Origin of the sequence: Marinarcus sediminis (SeqCode) (assembly GCF_048571275.1) — a bacterium.
In the GTDB taxonomy this organism is placed as follows: Bacteria; Campylobacterota; Campylobacteria; order Campylobacterales; family Arcobacteraceae; genus Marinarcus; species Marinarcus sediminis.
In genome coordinates this window covers 1,744,278-1,763,420 of record NZ_CP182357.1, presented here as the reverse complement: position 1 = coordinate 1,763,420, position 19,143 = coordinate 1,744,278, and the positions used below count along the sequence as shown (strand labels likewise).

Annotated in this window: 19 protein-coding genes; all 19 read right to left on the bottom strand. The window is 31.4% G+C overall.

Annotated elements, in window-relative coordinates:
* Positions 1 to 48: 48 nt before the first annotated feature.
* Positions 49 to 966, bottom strand: coding sequence for a radical SAM protein (locus ACNI3C_RS08830; protein ID WP_419769444.1), 918 nt, complete (start codon positions 964 to 966; stop codon positions 49 to 51).
* A 60-nt stretch (positions 967 to 1,026) separates the two neighbouring features.
* Entirely contained in the window at positions 1,027 to 2,058 is a 1,032-nt protein-coding gene (gene hemE, locus ACNI3C_RS08825; RefSeq protein ID WP_419769443.1) for a uroporphyrinogen decarboxylase, read from the bottom strand.
* A 13-nt stretch (positions 2,059 to 2,071) separates the two neighbouring features.
* Positions 2,072 to 2,593 (bottom strand): YqhA family protein, encoded by a 522-nt coding sequence (locus tag ACNI3C_RS08820; protein WP_419769442.1) that lies wholly within the window; start codon positions 2,591 to 2,593, stop codon positions 2,072 to 2,074.
* Positions 2,593 to 3,630 (bottom strand): aspartate-semialdehyde dehydrogenase, encoded by a 1,038-nt coding sequence (locus ACNI3C_RS08815; RefSeq protein ID WP_419769441.1) that lies wholly within the window; start codon positions 3,628 to 3,630, stop codon positions 2,593 to 2,595. Before ACNI3C_RS08815 ends, ACNI3C_RS08820 begins: the two co-directional genes overlap by 1 nt.
* Positions 3,627 to 6,158 carry a DNA gyrase subunit A gene (gene gyrA, locus ACNI3C_RS08810; RefSeq protein ID WP_419769440.1) on the bottom strand — a complete coding sequence of 844 codons (2,532 nt, stop codon included), beginning with the start codon at positions 6,156 to 6,158 and terminating at the stop codon, positions 3,627 to 3,629. Before gyrA ends, ACNI3C_RS08815 begins: the two co-directional genes overlap by 4 nt.
* A gap of 136 nt (positions 6,159 to 6,294) precedes the next feature.
* Positions 6,295 to 6,516 carry an HP1242/YdcH family protein gene (locus ACNI3C_RS08805; RefSeq protein WP_419769439.1) on the bottom strand — a complete coding sequence of 74 codons (222 nt, stop codon included), beginning with the start codon at positions 6,514 to 6,516 and terminating at the stop codon, positions 6,295 to 6,297.
* A 52-nt stretch (positions 6,517 to 6,568) separates the two neighbouring features.
* Positions 6,569 to 7,750 carry a bifunctional glutamate N-acetyltransferase/amino-acid acetyltransferase ArgJ gene (gene argJ / locus ACNI3C_RS08800; protein WP_419769438.1) on the bottom strand — a complete coding sequence of 394 codons (1,182 nt, stop codon included), beginning with the start codon at positions 7,748 to 7,750 and terminating at the stop codon, positions 6,569 to 6,571.
* Between the two features lie 3 nt (positions 7,751 to 7,753).
* Positions 7,754 to 8,875 carry a potassium channel family protein gene (locus ACNI3C_RS08795; protein ID WP_419769437.1) on the bottom strand — a complete coding sequence of 374 codons (1,122 nt, stop codon included), beginning with the start codon at positions 8,873 to 8,875 and terminating at the stop codon, positions 7,754 to 7,756.
* A 19-nt stretch (positions 8,876 to 8,894) separates the two neighbouring features.
* Positions 8,895 to 9,083, bottom strand: a complete 189-nt coding sequence (gene rpmB / locus ACNI3C_RS08790) for a 50S ribosomal protein L28 (RefSeq protein WP_419769436.1) — start codon at positions 9,081 to 9,083, stop codon at positions 8,895 to 8,897.
* Between the two features lie 62 nt (positions 9,084 to 9,145).
* A complete protein-coding gene (locus ACNI3C_RS08785; protein WP_419769435.1) occupies positions 9,146 to 10,021 on the bottom strand; it encodes a glycosyltransferase in 876 nt (291 codons plus the stop codon).
* A 147-nt stretch (positions 10,022 to 10,168) separates the two neighbouring features.
* On the bottom strand, positions 10,169 to 11,176 hold the full coding sequence (locus ACNI3C_RS08780; protein WP_419769434.1) for a glycosyltransferase family 10 domain-containing protein: 1,008 nt from the start codon (positions 11,174 to 11,176) through the stop codon (positions 10,169 to 10,171).
* Entirely contained in the window at positions 11,173 to 12,114 is a 942-nt protein-coding gene (locus ACNI3C_RS08775; RefSeq protein WP_419769433.1) for an SGNH/GDSL hydrolase family protein, read from the bottom strand. The genes ACNI3C_RS08780 and ACNI3C_RS08775 overlap by 4 nt, the downstream gene beginning before the upstream one ends.
* A gap of 8 nt (positions 12,115 to 12,122) precedes the next feature.
* Positions 12,123 to 13,598, bottom strand: a complete 1,476-nt coding sequence (locus tag ACNI3C_RS08770; RefSeq protein ID WP_419769432.1) for an MBOAT family O-acyltransferase — start codon at positions 13,596 to 13,598, stop codon at positions 12,123 to 12,125.
* A complete protein-coding gene (locus ACNI3C_RS08765; protein ID WP_419769431.1) occupies positions 13,598 to 14,632 on the bottom strand; it encodes a hypothetical protein in 1,035 nt (344 codons plus the stop codon). Before ACNI3C_RS08765 ends, ACNI3C_RS08770 begins: the two co-directional genes overlap by 1 nt.
* Positions 14,607 to 16,070 (bottom strand): MBOAT family O-acyltransferase, encoded by a 1,464-nt coding sequence (locus ACNI3C_RS08760; RefSeq protein WP_419769430.1) that lies wholly within the window; start codon positions 16,068 to 16,070, stop codon positions 14,607 to 14,609. Before ACNI3C_RS08760 ends, ACNI3C_RS08765 begins: the two co-directional genes overlap by 26 nt.
* 10 nt (positions 16,071 to 16,080) lie before the next feature.
* Positions 16,081 to 17,175 (bottom strand): DegT/DnrJ/EryC1/StrS family aminotransferase, encoded by a 1,095-nt coding sequence (locus tag ACNI3C_RS08755; RefSeq protein WP_419769429.1) that lies wholly within the window; start codon positions 17,173 to 17,175, stop codon positions 16,081 to 16,083.
* Positions 17,172 to 17,687 (bottom strand): acyltransferase, encoded by a 516-nt coding sequence (locus tag ACNI3C_RS08750; protein ID WP_419769428.1) that lies wholly within the window; start codon positions 17,685 to 17,687, stop codon positions 17,172 to 17,174. The genes ACNI3C_RS08755 and ACNI3C_RS08750 overlap by 4 nt, the downstream gene beginning before the upstream one ends.
* Positions 17,684 to 18,082, bottom strand: a complete 399-nt coding sequence (locus tag ACNI3C_RS08745) for a sugar 3,4-ketoisomerase (RefSeq protein WP_419769427.1) — start codon at positions 18,080 to 18,082, stop codon at positions 17,684 to 17,686. The genes ACNI3C_RS08750 and ACNI3C_RS08745 overlap by 4 nt, the downstream gene beginning before the upstream one ends.
* Positions 18,079 to 19,143, bottom strand: a complete 1,065-nt coding sequence (locus tag ACNI3C_RS08740) for a glycosyltransferase family protein (protein ID WP_419769426.1) — start codon at positions 19,141 to 19,143, stop codon at positions 18,079 to 18,081. The genes ACNI3C_RS08745 and ACNI3C_RS08740 overlap by 4 nt, the downstream gene beginning before the upstream one ends.

Genomic DNA, 19,143 nt, shown 5'->3' with positions numbered 1-19,143 from the left:
GGAATTATAGTAAGTTTTAGTGTGTTTGTCAAGACATTTTAGGCATTTTTACAAAAATTTATAAAATTGAACACCACTGCTATTGACAACTGAAATTTTACTTGTTTTTACTAATATGGCGAGTAATTCTTGGCTCTTTTTATCGAAAAGATTTTCAATATCTTCTTGGGTTAAAGGTCGCCGTTTTAACAAAGAGAAAATCTCCTCTTGGGTGAAGCTGTTAGTTTGTTTTGGTCTGTTCTTATATGCAATGTTCACATTTAACCCTTTAAAGTGCTCTGCAATGCTTTGTAAGCTCTCAAAAGTAACAGGCTGAACTTTGTACGCCGGTGGTCGATCAATTGTTCCTATGTCAATTCTGTGAGGATTTATTTTTTTAATGGCGTCATAAAGCAGTTCAATCTCTGTTTTTTTATCATTGAGGTCTTTCACAAACAAAACTTCAAGTACAAAAGCATGTTTTGTGCTTTTAGAAAATGCCATCATAGCTTCAATGATTTTTTCAATGCTGATGCCTTTATGGATTCGGTCAAGCTTTTTAAAACAGGTTTCACTCACACAATCTAAAGAGAGTTTAACCGTGTCAAATTTTAGCAAAGCATTAAAAACCTCTTCTTTGTAAATGGTGCTCCCATTAGAAAGAATCAAGGTTTTGGCTCTGTTTTTTATCCGATTGATTTGTGTGATTAACTCATCTAAAAAGGGGTAAAGTGTGGGTTCGCCATTGGCAGTTACCGTAATGACATCGATTTTAGGATGTTTTTCAAAACTCTCTTCAATGGCAGTAATAATCTCTTTAACACTGGGATAACTTTGCATTGAGGAAACCGTTTTCGCAGGCTCCAATTCACAATACAAACAATCATAGTTGCACTGCTTAAAAGCAGGCGATAAATCTACACCTAAAGAGATACCAAAACGTCGAGAAGGGATAGGACCAAAAATAATTGAGTTGGAATAAGACATAGCCATTTCTACTTTCGAAGACAAAAGCAAAGAGTGTTGTGCTCTTTGCTCTTTTTAAATTTACTTTTTACTGACGCGTTGACACTCTTTAACAAAGTGAATGGCATTTTCAACAGGCACATCAGGAAGGATTCCATGACCTAAGTTAAAAATATGCCCCTCCCCTTGCATGATGTTTTGAATGGCTTCAACACACTTCGTGGTTTTCTCTTTTGAGTACAATCGACATGGCTCCATGTTTCCTTGAAGCACATATTTCGCACCCAATTTCTCTTTTGCCAACGCCATTGGTGTTCCCCAATCCACACCAAACACATCGAAGTTTCCATACACTTTATCTAAAAAAGCTGGTACTCCTTTTGGGAACATGATGATTGGAATATGAGGATATTTCCCTTTTAAATACTCCGCAATTTCTACCATGTAACTCCAAGAGAACTCATCATACATAGCAGGTTCAATTGCCGCTGCCCAAGAATCAAAGATTTGAACCACATCAATGCCTGCTTGGATTTGTTTTTCCATATAAAATTTAACCACTTCGGTCACTTTTTTCAGGATTTTATGCAGTAATTCAGGGTTTGAATACATCATTTTTTTACAAACGTTATACGTTTTTGTCCCTTGACCTTCAATCATATACGTTGCCAATGTCCAAGGTGCTCCTGTAAAGCCAATGAGTGCTTTGTCTTCAGGCAGTTGTTGTTTTAATAATTTAATCGTCTCATACACATAGGTCAATTTATTGGCAGCGGCTTCACCACCTAAAAGCGCATCAATGTCGGCATCATTTTTAATGGGGTCCTTAAAAACAGGCCCTTCCCCTTTTATAAAATCTAAGTGCATACCCATTTCATTTGGAACAACTAAAATATCACTGAATAAAATTGCCGCATCGACACCCACAATATCCACAGGTTGAATGGTGACTTCAGCTGCCAATTCTGGGTTGTGGCAAAGGTTTAAAAAGTTTCCTGCTTGGGCTCGAACGGCCATGTATTCAGGTAAATATCTTCCTGCTTGTCTCATCATCCATACAGGTGTATAGGGTGTTGGTTTTCTAAAACAAGCATCTACAAAAATTTTTGACATATCAATTGTTCCTTTAGTGATTTGAATTTTTTCCAACTTTTCCTAAAAAGAAAAGTCCAACAGCCAATGCTGTCACAGCCAAAGCAAAATATAACATTTCAAGTGCACCATTGTATTGGGTATGCAGCACTCTTTGAAAAAAGTTTACCACTAAAACCATAACAATCACTTTGGCTATTTTATCTTTAAGTTGATCTAAAGAGCTTATGGATAATATTTTTGAGTCCTCTTTGGCATCTTCTGAGTGGTCAATAGGTGAGATAAACAGTTCATACACTCCAAATGAAAAAATCAACATCACAACGGCTATAAGGTACAAATCAACTGCACCAATGATACCACTGACAATATCTTCATGAAAATTTTCTGGATGAGCACTGTGTATAATGGTGACCCAAGCATATTTTGCAATGGCATAAATGTCCATGCTGGCAACGACAAAAAGAATAAGTGCCCCAATAAGACCAAAAATGACAGCCAAGATTACCAAAAATCTTGTCTGCCATAAAGCACTTTCAAAAAGTTTTTCAATCATTAAATATCGTTCTCCAAAGTGATCCATTTAAGAGCAATTCTGACCGCATTGGTTGCAGCCCCTACTCTTACTTGATCAGCTACGTTAAAGTAGTGTACAATGTTATCTTCATAAACATCTTTTCTGATTCTTCCAACATACGTAATATCTGTATCTGTTGAAATAATTGGCATTGGGTAAGCGTTGTTGGTCAAATCATCAATCACTTCAACGTTTTCAAATTTGGCTAAGGCTTCTCTGACTTCTTCCACATCAACCAATGTGCCCTCTTCAAAAGTCACTGTAATTGATTCACTGTGACTTCTTAAAACAGGTACTCTCACACACGTTGCAGCTACTTGAATATTTTTGTGTAAAATCTTTTGAGTCTCTTTAACCATTTTCATCTCTTCTTTAGTGAACCCATTGTCTTGAGCCACATCAATTTGAGGAATAACATTCAATGCAATTTGGTGTGCAAATGCTTTTTTCTCGCTGTCTTCTAATTTAAATGCGAAGAAATCTTGCATTTGTTGCACCAACTCTTCCATACCTTTTTTACCCGCACCCGAAACAGCCTGATACGTTGCAACATCTACTCTTTTAATGCCATAAAGTTCATCTAATGGTTTCAATGAAAGTACCATTTGAATGGTTGAACAGTTCGGATTGGCAATAATTCCACTCTCTTTCCATAAAGCAATATCTTCTGGATTGACTTCAGGCACAACCAACGGCACTTTTGGGTCCATTCTAAAGTGGCTGGTATTATCAATAACCACTGCCCCTGCTTCAACTGCAAACTTTGCGAACGCTTCAGAAACACTTCCACCGGCACTGAAAAAGGCAATTTCAACTTCATTTTCTTCAAAACATGTTTCAGTCAATTCTAAAACTTTATACTCTTTGTTTCTGTACTCAATAGTACTTCCAGCACTTCTTGCACTCGCAAGAGGTACCAATTTATTTACTGGAAAATCATACGCTTCTAATACTCTGAAAAGCTCTTCTCCAACAGCACCAGTTGCACCAACAACTGCTACATTAAATTTTCTCATTCTTCGTTTCCTTTATCATCATTTGTTAAATTAAATTCGTTTAAATCTATTCCGTCCATTGTATCTGCACTCTCCAAATCCAACTCATCGTCTTCCTCTTTTGGACATTTTGCAATGCTTACAACTTTATCTTTTTTATCCACATCAACAATAATCACACCAGAAGTATTTCTTCCTGCTTTTCTGATAGATTCCATATCAACTCTGATCATTTTACCAATGCTTGTTAATACCATTAAGTCTTGTGTTTCATCCACAAGCACTGCACCTACAACATTCCCTGTTTTAGCACTGAGTTTCATAGAAATAACTCCAGAACCTGCTCTGTTTGTCTCTCTGTACTCTTCAACAGTAGTTCGTTTTCCAATCCCTTTTTCAGATACGGTTAATAACTCTTGTTCAATATTATCTACTACGTTTGCATCTACAACAAAGTCCGTGTCGTGTTTAAATTTAATACCACGAACTCCTCTTGTACTTCTTCCTTGATCTCTTGTTTTTTCAATATCAAATCGAATACATTGACCTAAACTTGTAAAAATCATCAAATATTGTGAATTTACATTGGTAATTTTTGCGGTTACAATTTCATCGGTATCGTCAAGAACAATTGCTCTTACCCCATTGCTTCTTACATTTGAGAATTCACTTAAACTTGTTCGTTTAACAACCCCATTTCGTGTAAAGAATGCCAATGATTTTGACTCATCAAAATCTGTTGTTGGAATAATTTCCATGATTTTTTCATCTGGTCGTAAATTGATAAGGTTAACTACGGCTTTACCTTTTGCAATTCTGCTTCCTTCTGGAATTTTATAAACTCTTAACCAGTACAATTGCCCCATATTGGTAACGAACATCAAGGTATCGTGGGTATTGGTTACGAAAAATCTTTCAATAAAGTCATCGTCGTGTGTGGTTACGGCTACTTTACCTTTTCCACCTCGTCTTTGTTTTTCATACGATTTGATTGGAACTCTTTTTACATATCCGTTGTGCGTAATGGTTACCACCATAGGTTCATTTGGAATCAAATCTTCAATGTCAATTTCATCGTAACTGTCTTCAATTTCAGTCAATCTTGGTGTTGAATATTTCTCTTTAACTTCAACCAACTCTTCTTTGATGATTTCATTTAATCTTACTTCAGATTTTAAGATTGATTCAAGTTCTGCAATAAGCGCCATAAGCTCTGCATACTCAGCTTCAAGTTTATCTCTTTGAAGACCTGTCAATCGTCCTAATCTCATATCTAAGATAGCTTGTGATTGAATCTCACTTAAGCTGAATCGTGCACTTAATTTTTCTCTGGCATCGGCATCATTTGAAGAGGCTCGAATAATTTTAACCACTTCATCAATGTTATCAACTGCAATTTTTAACCCTTCTAAAATATGGGCTCTGGCTTTTGCTTTTTCTAAATCAAAAATCGTTCTTCGAATAATGACAGTTTTTCTGTGTGATAAAAATACAGAAAGCAATTCAGGAAGAGTAAATACTTTTGGCTCTTTATTGTGTACGGCCAAAAGAATAATACCAAACGTTGTTTCCAAAGGTGTTGATTTGTAAAGGTTGTTTAAAACAATTTCACCCATGGCATCTTTTTTAAGTTCAATAACAACGCGAATCCCCTCTCTGTCCGATTCGTCTCTGACTTCTGCAATTCCATCAATTTGTTTATCTTTTGCCAACGTTGCAATTTGTTCAATTAATCTGGCTTTATTGACTTGGTAAGGGAGTTCATCTAAAACGATAACCTCTTTTTTCCCTTTGGTTTCAATGTGATGTTTTGCTCTGATTTTGACTCTTCCACGTCCTGTATTGTACGCGTCAATAATTCCACGTCGTCCAAAAATGGTAGCAGCCGTTGGGAAATCTGGGCCTTTAATAAACTCCATAAGTTCATCCGCAGTGGCTTCTGGATTATCAATAATATATAAAATGGCTTCCAATAACTCACCTAAATTATGAGGTGGGATTTTCGTTGCCATACCAACAGCAATACCTTCACTCCCATTTAATAAAAGCGTAGGAATTCGCGTAGGAAGAACCGATGGTTCTCTTACTGTATCATCATAGTTAGGAATAAAGTTAACGGTATCTTTGTCGATATCTTTTAAAATATCTTCTGTGATTTTAGACATTCTCGCTTCGGTATATCTCATTGCCGCTGCATTGTCTCCATCAACTGATCCAAAGTTTCCTTGCCCATCAATTAATGGTGCTCTCATAGAGAAACTTTGTGCCATTCTAACCAAAGCATCATATACAGAGGAATCTCCATGTGGATGATACTTCCCAATAACATCTCCAACAATTCTTGCTGATTTTTTATAAGAGGCTTTTGCACTTAAATTCAAATCATGCATTGCATAAAGAATTCTTCTGTGAACGGGCTTTAATCCATCCTTTGCATCAGGTAGAGCCCGACCTATAATAACGCTCATTGAGTAGTCTAAATACGACGCCTTAACTGAGTCTTCGATTTTTATGTCAACTATATCTTGGTCTTGAAAAAGATTTTCCATGAAATTTTACCTTATACGTATAAATTAGATAGATTTTATCTAAAAATGGCTTAGTGTTTATTGTAGTTGGTGGAATAATATTTAAAATGTTATTAAAAGTGAGAATAGAGGCTTAAAAGCCTCTATTTTATAAGGGTTATAGATTGTTCTCTTTTTGATAATTTACCACATATGTGTAAATTTGGTCTTTGAGTTTCAGCTTCTCTTTTTTCATTCTTTCAATTTCAAATTCATCGGAATGAGTTTTCACCAATGTAGCAATTTCTTCGTCTAATTCATTGTGTTTTTCAAAAATCTTTTTAAAATACTTATCTTCAACTTTAAGCGTTGCGATAATCTCTCTGTGCTCATGAAACATACTATCTCCTTGTGTTAAATTAGCTAAATTGTAACAAATAAAGACTTAATGTTTATGTTCTGTAATCCGCATTAATTTCAACATATTTATAGCCCAAATCACACCCATATGCGGTATAAGATTCGCTCCCTTGTCCAATGTCACAAATGATTTTAAACTGATCATTTTTTAACACTTCATTGGCTTTGGCTTCAACCTCTTTATTAAAAAGAATTTTGCCTTTTTCAAAAACCACTACATCGTTGTATGCAATGACCAAAGTCTCTTCTGAACAAGTAATTTCACTTGCTCCAATCGTTGAAGCAATTCGTCCAAAGTTTGGATCTTCTCCAAAGAGTGCTGTTTTGACCAAAAGTGAATTTGAAAGTGCTTTGGCCGCTTTTTGTGCATCTTCTTGGGTTAAAGCATTTCTTACTTCAAAAGCAACGGCTTTTTTAGCTCCTTCTCCATCGGCAACCATTAACATAGCAATGTCGTGCATAACCAGTCGTAAAACCTCTTTAAAGGCCTCTTTATCATAATGACCCGACTTTTTATTGCTTAACAGTAAAACCGTGTCATTGGTTGAAGTATCTCCATCAACAGAGATAGCATTAAATGTGGTTTCCATTCCAGAATGTAATGCTTCAAGCATATCCTCTTTGGGAACAGCTGCATCGGTACAAATAAAACAGAGCATTGTTGCTAAGTTAGGGTTAATCATCCCTGCCCCTTTTGCCACAGCTCCTATTTTAAAGCTTTTCCCTGTTTCAATTTCCACTTCATACATGCAATGTTTTGCATAAGCATCGGTTGTCATAATGGCTTTGCTTAATCCTTCACCATCTTTTGAACTCAAATCAAAAGTATTTGCACCTGCAAGAATTTTCTCAACGGGCAAAGGATTTCCTATGACACCGGTTGAACTCATAATAGGATTGGTCACATCAAAGGTTAATGCGGTAAAAATTTTATTGATATTATCAATTCCCTCTTGACCTGTCATGGCATTGGCATTTTTTGAGTTGATTAATACAAAATTGCTTTGAAACCCTTTTGGATATTGTAAATAGTGTTTTAAAGGAGCCGCTTGAAATTTATTTCTTGTAAATAACGCTTCAACATCACATAGGGTATCGCTATAAATAAAACCCAAATCGTTTGCGCCACTTGGCTTTAAGCCAGCATGAATTCCTCCACAATAAAATCCCTCTATTTGGTCAATATAACCTTTAATTGGAAAAATTGAAAACATATATTATAAATCTCCTGGTTTTAATATTTGACTGATTATTCTTTTGGCTTTTGCAATGCCTTTTTGGTTTCCTACTAAAAGAAGTTTACAGTTTTCTTTTATGATGGTTTCGGCACTTGGCATTTGAATAAATCGCCCCTTTTCTTCTGTTATACCAATAACTGAAACTTTCATTCTGTCTCTTAAATGAATATCTTTTAACGCTCTGTTCACTACCCATGAATCAGAATGGACAGTAATCTCTTCCATATCAATAGGAGTATCGGGTTTATACAAAAACTCTTCAAGTACATTTTCCATATCGGGACGAATGGCCATGGCACTGACTCTTTTTGCCATCAAAGATGGTGGGGCAACCACTTTGTCCGCTCCAAGTTTTTTAAGTCGATCTTTGTCATATTGTGTTTCTGCATTTGAAATAATTAAAAGAGGGGTTCTTCCCAACTCTTTTTCATACAATCGCACTGAAGCAATCAGCGTAATGTTGTCAGAAATATTTTTAGACAACGAAATCGCTCCCTTTGCCGAACTTAAATGCGATTTTAAAAATGCTTTTTCGGTAAAAGCCTCTTCGGTAACATAATAAGGGTAATTATGTTCTGCAGAAATTTCTTCCATATCGTCTCGTGAGTCAACAACAACAAAAGGGATATGATTGAGTTTAAATTGACGTGCCAATTGTGCGGTATATTCATTGTGATGAAAAATAACAAAATGATTTCTCAATCGTGCGATTTTATAAAGCATATTTCGTTCCTTATAAAGTTCAAATAAATTACCCTTAATCACTGCATCAATTAAAATAGCAGTAGAAAGTGTAAAAGTTGCAAATCCAAAAATAATGAGTGTGATGGTAAAAAATCGACCTGCTTCAGAAATAGGAGCAATTTCTCCAAATCCTACAGTTGTAAAGGTGATTCCTGTTTGATAAATGGCATCCAGTATTGAAAAGTCATCTATGAGAATATACCCTATGGTTCCAGCCATCATAATGAGTTGGACAAGTACAAGAGGTACTCTAAAAGGTTTTAAATGACTATATATTATTGGGTTTAAGTTGTATTCTGGTTTGGTGTTTCTGAACTCCCATCCCAGGGCTTTCTTTAGCTTACGTACGAAGCTCATAAAAGCACTTTCTAGTGCCTTATGAGTTTTTCTTAAGAGTTCTTAACTCTTTAGCAGAAATTTTTAACTTAGTTGTAGTTCCATCTTCTAATGTAACTCTCACTGTTCTTAAGTTAGGTAAAAATCTTCTTTTAGTTCTGTTTTTAGCATGACTTACGTTGTTCCCAGACATAGGACCTTTGCCTGATATTGCACATTTTCTTGACATCATAATTCCTTGTTTTGAATAAAAATATTCGCGTATTATATCTTAAAATTCTTAAATGATGTTTAAGATTCCTTTAATCTTTTAACGATTCTTTCAAGTTGTTTTAACTGATTTTGCATTGATAATTTTTTGGCCGTTTTTCGATTTTGTTTTTTTATCAATTTTAAATCATCATTGCCTTGCAGTAAAGCATCCACTTTAAAAGGCATACTTCTGTCATTTGGTCCATCCATGGTAGCAAAAACATCAACGATTTCTCTGCTGGCATTATCTGCAGTAATAAAAACAGCCGTTTTGTAATACATCGCTTTTAAAATATTCAAAGAGAAAGAAGCCACTGTCGTAGGTAAAATAAAAATATCACTGATGGCAAAGAGTAAATCTTCATTTTCGAAATCTTCATACAATAAAACTTTATCGCCAAAATTATATTTTGAAGTTTGAAATTTTAAATTGGTGATTTGATTACGCTCACCAGCAATAATGACTTTAACATTTGTAGCACTCAGACTCAAAATAATATCAATAAACTCTTTAACCCCATTGTTTTTAAGATTTTTTGCCGTAAAAAAGATAATTTTCGTCTTTTTATCCATTTTTAATTGATTGAAGAAATCTTTTCGCGCTTCTTTTATATTAATCTCAGAAGGAGTAAAAGAGGGATAAACCACTTCAATTTTCTCAGCAGGCATTTGATGTTTTTTAACCAAATTAAGTTTGGTAAGATTTGAAGTTACAATGATTTTTAAAGCATTGTTCATCATCTCCAAAGAGTTATTCTCGAATGAACCCGAATAGAAGTATACATCGGGATAAACAGGCGTGGCAAAAAGTTTTTTAAAAAGAGAAGGATCTTTGAGAAATTCAACATCATGTGTTTTTGCAAATTCATTTAAAACAGCATTGTTGCCTTTACAATAAACCCTCAAAACACTCATACCAAATGCTCTTTTTGAAGTTTTTCGATGACCTCTTGAACGGTGATTTTTGTAATATTCATAAATAAATTTCTCTCCACTGTAAATATTTTATCTTAAATTGATACATCAAAACATATCATAAATTTCTTAAAAAGTATCATCTCTTTATTTAAATACTTTTAAAAAATTAGCAATCCTAAAAGAGAAAAATCTAAATAAATCAGGCAAATATCTCAATCGCATCACTCTTCTTGAATAAATTTTTTGATTTGGAGTAAATTTTGATTCAGGTGCATTCTCAACAATTTTATTAATCATGGCTAAAATATTATACTCTTCAATTACTCTTCTTCTGGCTTCTTTAACAGATTCAAGTCTTCTTTCATACTCACCTGGAGTAGAAATCACTTCCTTTATTTTCGCAATAGAAGCTTCAAAATCATGAATATCAATTTCTATTACACTGTCTTTAGGAAAATAATCATATACATTAGGACATCCATAATAAATAGGTACACAAAATCCTAGAAAAGCATCTGCTAATTTTTCAGTCCAAACATGTGGAGCAATATGATTCTCAATAGCGACATGAAATTCAAAATCATCTAAAGCCTCGGCTTTTTTTTCTATTGGGTTATATCCCCAACCACACCTTACCATATCAGGAATTTCTTCTTGTAGTTTTTTTGTAAAATCAAAACGCAACTTATGCATTGTATGCCCCATTTGTTTATTAGAACAAATGGTTGATAATTTTTTACTTTTCTGTATCTGTGTAACTTTTACAAGTTCATCATAATCTTTGCCATACATCCATACATTGCCTGTTTGAGAATAGCTGGCATTGGGATGAGGTAAAATGTCTTTATCTTGATTCGTAATTAAATATTGAAACTGTTTTGCAAAACCTCTTCCATAGCGTGCAATTGAACTTGGTTCTGTGGTCATTAAAATAGTATTTTCTTTAGGACATGTCAACGAGACAACTCTATTTTGAATTATTTTAGGAACATCATCAATAATCACCAACCAATCATAATCTTTCTCTAATGGGTTAAAAGTAAAAGTACATGAACCCCATTTAGCTTTATTATTAGGTGCTTGATATATATAACTAGACTCCTCATTGGCTGCACTTCCTCTGTGAACTAATTTAACTTTTTTTAAATTCATTTATAACTCTCCTTTATATGCTTTGCGACCTCTTCTGAAACCAGTGATGCACCTTTAAAATTTAAATGGCTAGAATCTACAAAGAAATCATCATTTAAATTTAATATATGTTGTAAATTTATATACTTAAAATCATATTTTGTTTTTAAACTACCTATCTTTGATATATAAGTATTATATTGTTCTAAAAATTTATCCTCTTTAAAAAATTTATTACGATAAGGAGTTGTAATCAAAAAAAACTCAATATCTTTTTTGTTTAAATATAAAATCATATTTTCTAAAGAGTCGTAATGATTTTCTAAATTAGAAACATCGGTTACTGATTCCCATCTAATTTTACTAATATTCTCTGTTTTTAAATTAAGAGTAACATCTCCTGAACTATTAAAAGATAAACTGCTATATTTATTATTAGATAAATATCTCTTTTCCCATTCCACATAATCTTTAAAATTATCACTTAATGTAAAAAATGTATTAACATATGGAGTCAAAAAAGATTTATTATAAATATAATCTTGAACATCTTTTTCATTGTATGAATTAATACTATGCCCATAAAAATCAAAATATTGATTTAAATATATTATTTTTTTTACATTATCTAAATGAATTAATTTCAAAAAATCTAAAATTTCATTTGTTTTTAATCCCCAAGAAGACAAATTTAAAATATTCTTATTATTTAAATCATGAGATAGTATTTCACTATTTATATTATTTAATCCCATGGATGAGCCAAGGATTAAGATCTCAGTATCTTTTATTTTATCAGATGTTTTAATAAATGCCAGTTTAGAATCAAATGAAATCGAATTTGTAAAACGCAATGGTACATTCAAATATTTGTTAACGTAAATAATAAACAAAAAAGATAAAAAGATGAGTGATAAAAATAATATAATCCAAATTTTTAACCATAATTTAGCTTTCATATAATTCCTCAAAAATTAAAATAAAGAAATTCAGAAACATGTTCTAAATTTAAAATTGAATAATAGAATAAGCCTAAAGAATACAATAAAATCCAAAAATTCAACCTACTCTTTAACCACATATTTGAATTTTTAAAATAAATTATCACAAATATAAAAATTACAATCCAGTACGCAATCTTATTTTTACCTTCCAGTGAAACAAAGACTGTACCAAACTCAACACCCCATTGACGTAAAAATGCTAAGTTTGTTCCCCAACTCTCTTTAATTACTACCCCAGACAATCCAGCCATTCCACTTAAAATTTTTACCGCATCATCCCATTCTTTAGCTCTAAAAAACACCCACGTGATATTCACAAAATTAAACGTAATAAACCATGCTAACCATGACCACATCTTAAAGCCAAGAGATTGCCACAACCTATTAATCGAAAGAGCTACTCCATGAAGAAATCCCCAAAACAAAAATGTCCATCCCGCTCCATGCCAAAATCCACCTATGATGAATGTTGCCATTAAATTTCCATAGGTTCGAACGTTTCCTTTTTTATTTCCACCTAAAGGTATATAAATATAGTCTCTTAAAAATCTTGAAAGTGTAATATGCCATCTTCGCCAAAAGTCTTGAATACTAAGAGCCTTATATGGACTATTGAAATTAATAGGCAATTTGATATTAAATAAAAGTGCAACACCTATTGCCATATCTGTATATCCAGAAAAGTCAAAATATAATTGAAAAGTATACGATAAAGATGTTGCCCAAGCTTCAAAAAGATTTAGTGTTGCTGCTGTATCAAATCCAGTAGTTGCCCATACAGCAAAAGTATCAGCAATTACTACTTTTTTAAATAAACCCATAGAAAAGACGAACAAACCAAGAGCTATATTCCTATAATTTTTTACCATATTTCTTTTATTGGCAAATTGAGGCATCATCTCTTTATGATGAACTATTGGTCCTGCTATAAGTTGAGGGAAAAACGTTACAAACAGTGCATAGTTTAAAAAATCATACTCTTTTGTTTCAGCTCGATATGAATCTACTAAATAAGCTATCTGTTGGAAAGTAAAAAAAGATATTGCCAATGGCAATAATAGATGCAATAGATTTATATCTGTACCTATTGCTAAATTAAAATTTTCTATAAAAAAATCTGCATATTTAAAGTATCCAAGTAATGCTACATTACAAACAATACCAAAAATTAGAATAAATTTTTTAGGAAAAGTTTTATGTAAACCAATTTTATTATCGTTGGTACTTTTACTTAAACTATCCCCAACAACATAATTAAAAAGCATACTTACTAAAATTAAAGGCAAATAAGCCACATTCCACCAAGAATAAAAAAATAAAGACGAAAATACTAAAAAACCTTTTGAGGCTTCTGTTAATCTTTTATGATTCAAATAAAAATAAATAAAAAAGGTTATTGGCAAAAATATGAATATAAATTCGTTGGAGTTAAATAGCATTATTCCTCTTTAATTAATTTATAATTCTTTTTGAATGAATTAAAATTTTCTTTTGTTAGTTTTATACCAAAATTATCTAATTGTTTATCATTGTTCATAATAAAATCAGCCATATAAATACTAATTTTAGGTAATGCATGTCCTGCATCAAAAAAATATGATAAATCTTGTGTTATTTTATTAGGATAGGCAAAGTGATTTACTTCTCCAAAAACCTCTACTAAATCATTTAACCATTGAAAATAACTCTCAAGTAAGCCATTTTTTTCATATTCTTCTAATTGATTAACCGTTATTGGCATGGTAAAAATAATAAACTCTGAGTTTTTATATTTATTCTTTAAATTGAAATAATATTCTTTTAAACGATAATCATATTCATATTGTTTAAATTTCACCAGAGAATTAATAATTTTCTTTTTATCATCAAGCACATAATTTGGAGGAGTAAATTTTACATTATCTCTTGAATAGTATGCTTTATTCGTTTTAAAATTTTGTCTGATATTTTTAATTGAATATTTTGCCAACTTTAAATTGTACAAATTTTTATATCTGTACATAAAACTCATTGAGTTTTTTAAATAATTTTCATGAATAAAGTCTTTATTTTTTTCAATTGCTGTTCCAAAAAAATCTATTCCAATAATTATTTTCTTAATATCTTTTTTTGTAATTTTAGCAAAATTATCAATGAAAATCTCATATTCATAAGGAGACATCCCATTAGCAGAATAGTTAAATGTTTTATCATAAAAGTAATTTTGATTTAAATATGTACTTCGACTGCTACCTAAAATCAAATTGTTATAATCACTCTTAACAAAATATAAATTATTTGTCTTTTGCTGTCTTTCATCAAAATCACTTTGCATATTATTAAAACGATTTGAATGAGAGAACATTCTTAATGGATCAATTAAAAAATTTAATAAAGCTATTATATTGATAAAAATAAATGTAAAAATTAAAAATCGACTTATTAAACTTTTATAACTAAGCTTTTTTTTAAAAATTAAAGTATAGAAATTCACTTATTTTCCCCAAATTTAAAATTGATGTAACCATTAAAAATATCATAAAAAATAATCTCCAACTTGTTGATTTAAAGGACTCTTTTAATTCAACACTATTTTTAGAAAAAATCAATAAAAATACAAAAAAGATTAATATATAAACATTATCACCATCAATATGCATTAGCCACTTGTCAAAAGTTATTCCATAATGACTCAGAAAGGATAATGTTGTAGAAAACTTTTCAGAAAATACAATTCCATTTAATCCTATCATTCCTTTTAAAACCTTCAGCGCATCATCCCACTCTTTTGCTCTGAAAAACACCCATGCTATATTAACAAAGTTAAATGTAATAAACCATGCCAGCCATCTATACATCTTCAATCCAAGCATACTCCATACTCTATGAAGAATCAGTGCCATACCATGTAAAAATCCCCAAAATATGAATGTCCAACCAGCACCATGCCACAAACCACCAAGTACAAATGTTGCTAAAAGATTTGAGTAAGTTCTAACCGATGAAACTTTATTTCCTCCAAGAGGAATATAAATATAATCTTTTAAAAATCTTGAAAGTGTAATATGCCATCTTCTCCAGAAATCTTGTATATTTAATGATTTATAAGGCGAATTAAAGTTAATAGGCAATTGAATATTAAAGAGTAACGCTATCCCCATTGCCATATCTGTATAACCTGAAAAATCAAAATAAAGTTGAAAAGTATACGATAAAGATGTTGCCCAAGCTTCAAAAAGATTTAGTGTTGTTGCTGTATCAAATCCAGTAGTTGCCCATACAGCAAAAGTATCAGCAATAATTACTTTTTTAAACAATCCTATTGAAAAGATAAAAAGACCTAATGCTATATTTTTATACTTTCTTGCCAAATTAAATTTATTGGCAAATTGAGGCATCATCTCTTTATGATGAACTATTGGTCCTGCTATAAGTTGAGGGAAAAACGTTACGAACAAGGCATAATTTAGAAAATCATATTCTTTAGTCTCGCCTCTAAAACTATCCACTAAATACGCAATTTGTTGAAAAGTAAAAAAAGATATGGCTAATGGTAACAACAGATTTAATGGTTCTATCTTTAAGTTTGTTATTAAACTAAAATTCTCTATAAAAAAATTTGCATATTTAAAATAACCCAACAAAGCTAAATTCAGTACAATACCAAAAGTTAAAAGCGTTGTATTTGAAACTGGCTTTTTGCTGTTTATTTCACTTTTTTTATTTAAACTATTACCAACTACATAGTTAAATAACATTGATGACAATATCAAGGGTAAGTAAGTTATATTCCACCATGAATAGAAAAATAAACTGGCAAAAACTAAAAAGCCTTTTGCTCCAATAATTAATCTTTTATGGAGTAAATAAAAATAAATAAAAAAAGTTATTGGCAAAAATATGAATATAAATTCGTAGGAGTTAAATAGCATCAATAAGTCTTTACATATTTAACAAGTCAACAATAGTTCTGGTATCGGATAAGCTTTGAATTCCACTTATTGGTAAACTCAACACTTCAGCATGTATTTGCTCTGATACTTCATAAATTTCATTATTCCACTCTTTATACGCTTCTTGTTTATGGGGAGCCAATGGATAGTGAATTAACGTTTGAATACCATTATCTAAAAGATATTTTTGTAATTCATCTCGTTTATTTGTTCTGATTACAAACAAATGCCATACATGATTATTTTTATTTTTTACTCTTGGCAAAATTATATTTTCATTTTTAATATTATTCAAATAATAATCAGAAATTTCTCGTCTTTTTTCTATTTCATAGTCTAAAAATCTGAGCTTTACTCTTAACATTGCTGCTTGAATCTCGTCAAGTCTGCTATTTACACCTTTATATAAATTTTCATATTTCTTATGACTTCCATAATTACCTAATGCTTTTATAGTGTTATACAGTTTTTCATCATTTGTTGTAACTGCTCCACCATCACCCAAAGCACCAAGATTTTTTCCTGGATAAAAACTAAACCCACTGGCATCACCTAAGTTTCCACTTCGTTTATTACCAAAATATGCACCATGTGATTGAGCTGAGTCTTCTATAACTTTTAGATTATATTTTTGAGCTATTTCATTTATTTTATCCATTTGACATGTTTGTCCATAAAGATGTACAGGTAAAATTGCTTTTGTTTTTGGAGTAATTTTTTCTTCTATTTTGTTTGGGTCAATTAAATATGTATTTATATCTGGTTCAACTAAAACTGGTACTAAATTGTTTTGAGAAACTGCTAAAATAGAGGCAATGTAAGTATTCGAGGGAACAATTACTTCATCCTCATCATTTATTATGCCCATCTCTTTATAAGCTCTTAGTATCAAGATAAGAGCATCCAAGCCATTTGCTACACCAATGGCATATTTAGTACCACAAAAATTAGCAAACTCTTTTTCAAACTCTGTGCATTCATTACCTTGGATATACCAACCACTATCAATTACCTTAGTACAAGCATTAATTAACTCTTTTTTATATTGAGCATTTATTCCTTTTAAATCCAAAAATGGTATCATTTATTACTTTCCTTACACTCATTACAAATTAATTTCTCATCACATTTTTGTCCACATTTGCAAACATACCCTTTATGTCTTGCTGGATTTCCATACCACAATTCTTGAGGACCAATATTTTGAGTCACTACACTTCCTGCACCAATCATGGCGTATTCTTCTATAATTACACCACCAATAATCGTACTATTTGCACCAATAGAAGCTGATTTTTTTACAACAGTTTTTAAAAATTCTTTAGGGTATTGTTTGCTTCTTGGTAAAAAATCATTTGTAAAAGTTACATTCGGTCCAATAAAAACATTATCTTCCAACGTAATACCATCCCATATTTGAACACCACTTTTAATGGTTACGTTATCACCTATAACTACCTCATTTTCTATAAAAACGTGTGCATTAACATTACAATTATTTCCTATTTTTGCGTTTTCTAACACAATACAAAATTGCCAAATATTTGTATTATCACCTATATTCAATGAGTGAACATCTGAAAGTTCATGAATCATAAATTCACTTCTTCTAAAAATTGATTATAATCTCTGATATAATCACTCTCATCATAATGTTCACTGGCAATAACAACCAAAACACAATCCAAACTAAAATTTTTCATTTCTCTCCAAATAAGTCCATCTATATAAAGGCCTTGATTGGGACTATTAAGTTCTATTTCTTCTTTTTGTTTGCCATTATCTAAAACAAAAGTACAACTTCCTTTTACTGCTATTGCAATTTGTTTAAGATTAATATGAGCATGGAATCCTCTTTCTATGCCCTTTTTAGTATCAAAAATATAATAAACTCTTTTTATATCAAAAGGTGCATTATAGCCTTCTTCAATCGCAATAAGTGAACCTCTGTCATCTCCTAACGTTTTAAAATCTATAAGGTGATAACTCATTTTTCTTCCTCAAACTTGAAAATATAATCTTCCCATTCATATTTTTCAGATAACTCTTTTTGAAATGACACATCAACTATGAATTGACTGACTCTCTTTGCATTTGCCATTGAATAAGCTTTCTTTTGACCTGAAAGTCCTACATTTTCAAATCTATTATCTTTTAAATAATACTTTAATTTTTTAAAACACTCTTCAATATTATTAAAATAGATTACTTCTTTATCTTTTTTATACAGTTTATCCATTGAAATAATGTGTGGAGAAAAAGTACAAGTTCCCGATCCTAAAAAATGGTTCATTCTGTCTGAACTGCCCAAAATTTTTGTTCTATTATAATCATCGAGTTTATCTTCTCTGTTAAAATTAATCGCTATTTTAGATTTAGATATTTCTTCTTGATAGTTATTCCCAAATATTGTTGGATTACCTAAAGAACCATATATTCGTAGATTAATATTTTCTTTTTCACAAAAATCCTTCAACAAATTTGCAAATTCTGTTCTTACATCGGCTTTATAATCTCTGGCAATATAAAGAACATCATACTCTTTTCTTCTATCTATTTTTCTGTCAATTGAGGGATCAGAAATATTAGGTAAATATGAAAAAACAGTATTTTTATACTTTCTAGACAACTCGTAAAGTTCTGTTGCAGTTGTTTGAAAAAAAGCATCTATAAACTGAAATTGTTCAAAAAAAGCACTCTTTTCTGTCTTTAAAAAATCTACAAACCATTTCACTATTTTAATATTTGGTAACTTCCGCTTAATTTTTTCCAATGTTTCGGGATAAATCATTTCTGCTTTTCCCAATAACAGTAATTCTGGATTTATATTTTCACACGTTTTAAGTAAATCTTGATTCATTTTATCAATACTTCTTTGTTTAAATCCTAAAATTCTTTGAACTCTTGCAACATCTCTGTAACTAAAATCATATACAAAATGACCATTTTGAATTAATCCATGCGATATTTTCCGATCCATCGCATAAAAAGCTTCGCCATTTTTAAACTGACTAAAGATTGCACAATGAACTATTTTTAAACTTTTTTGCAT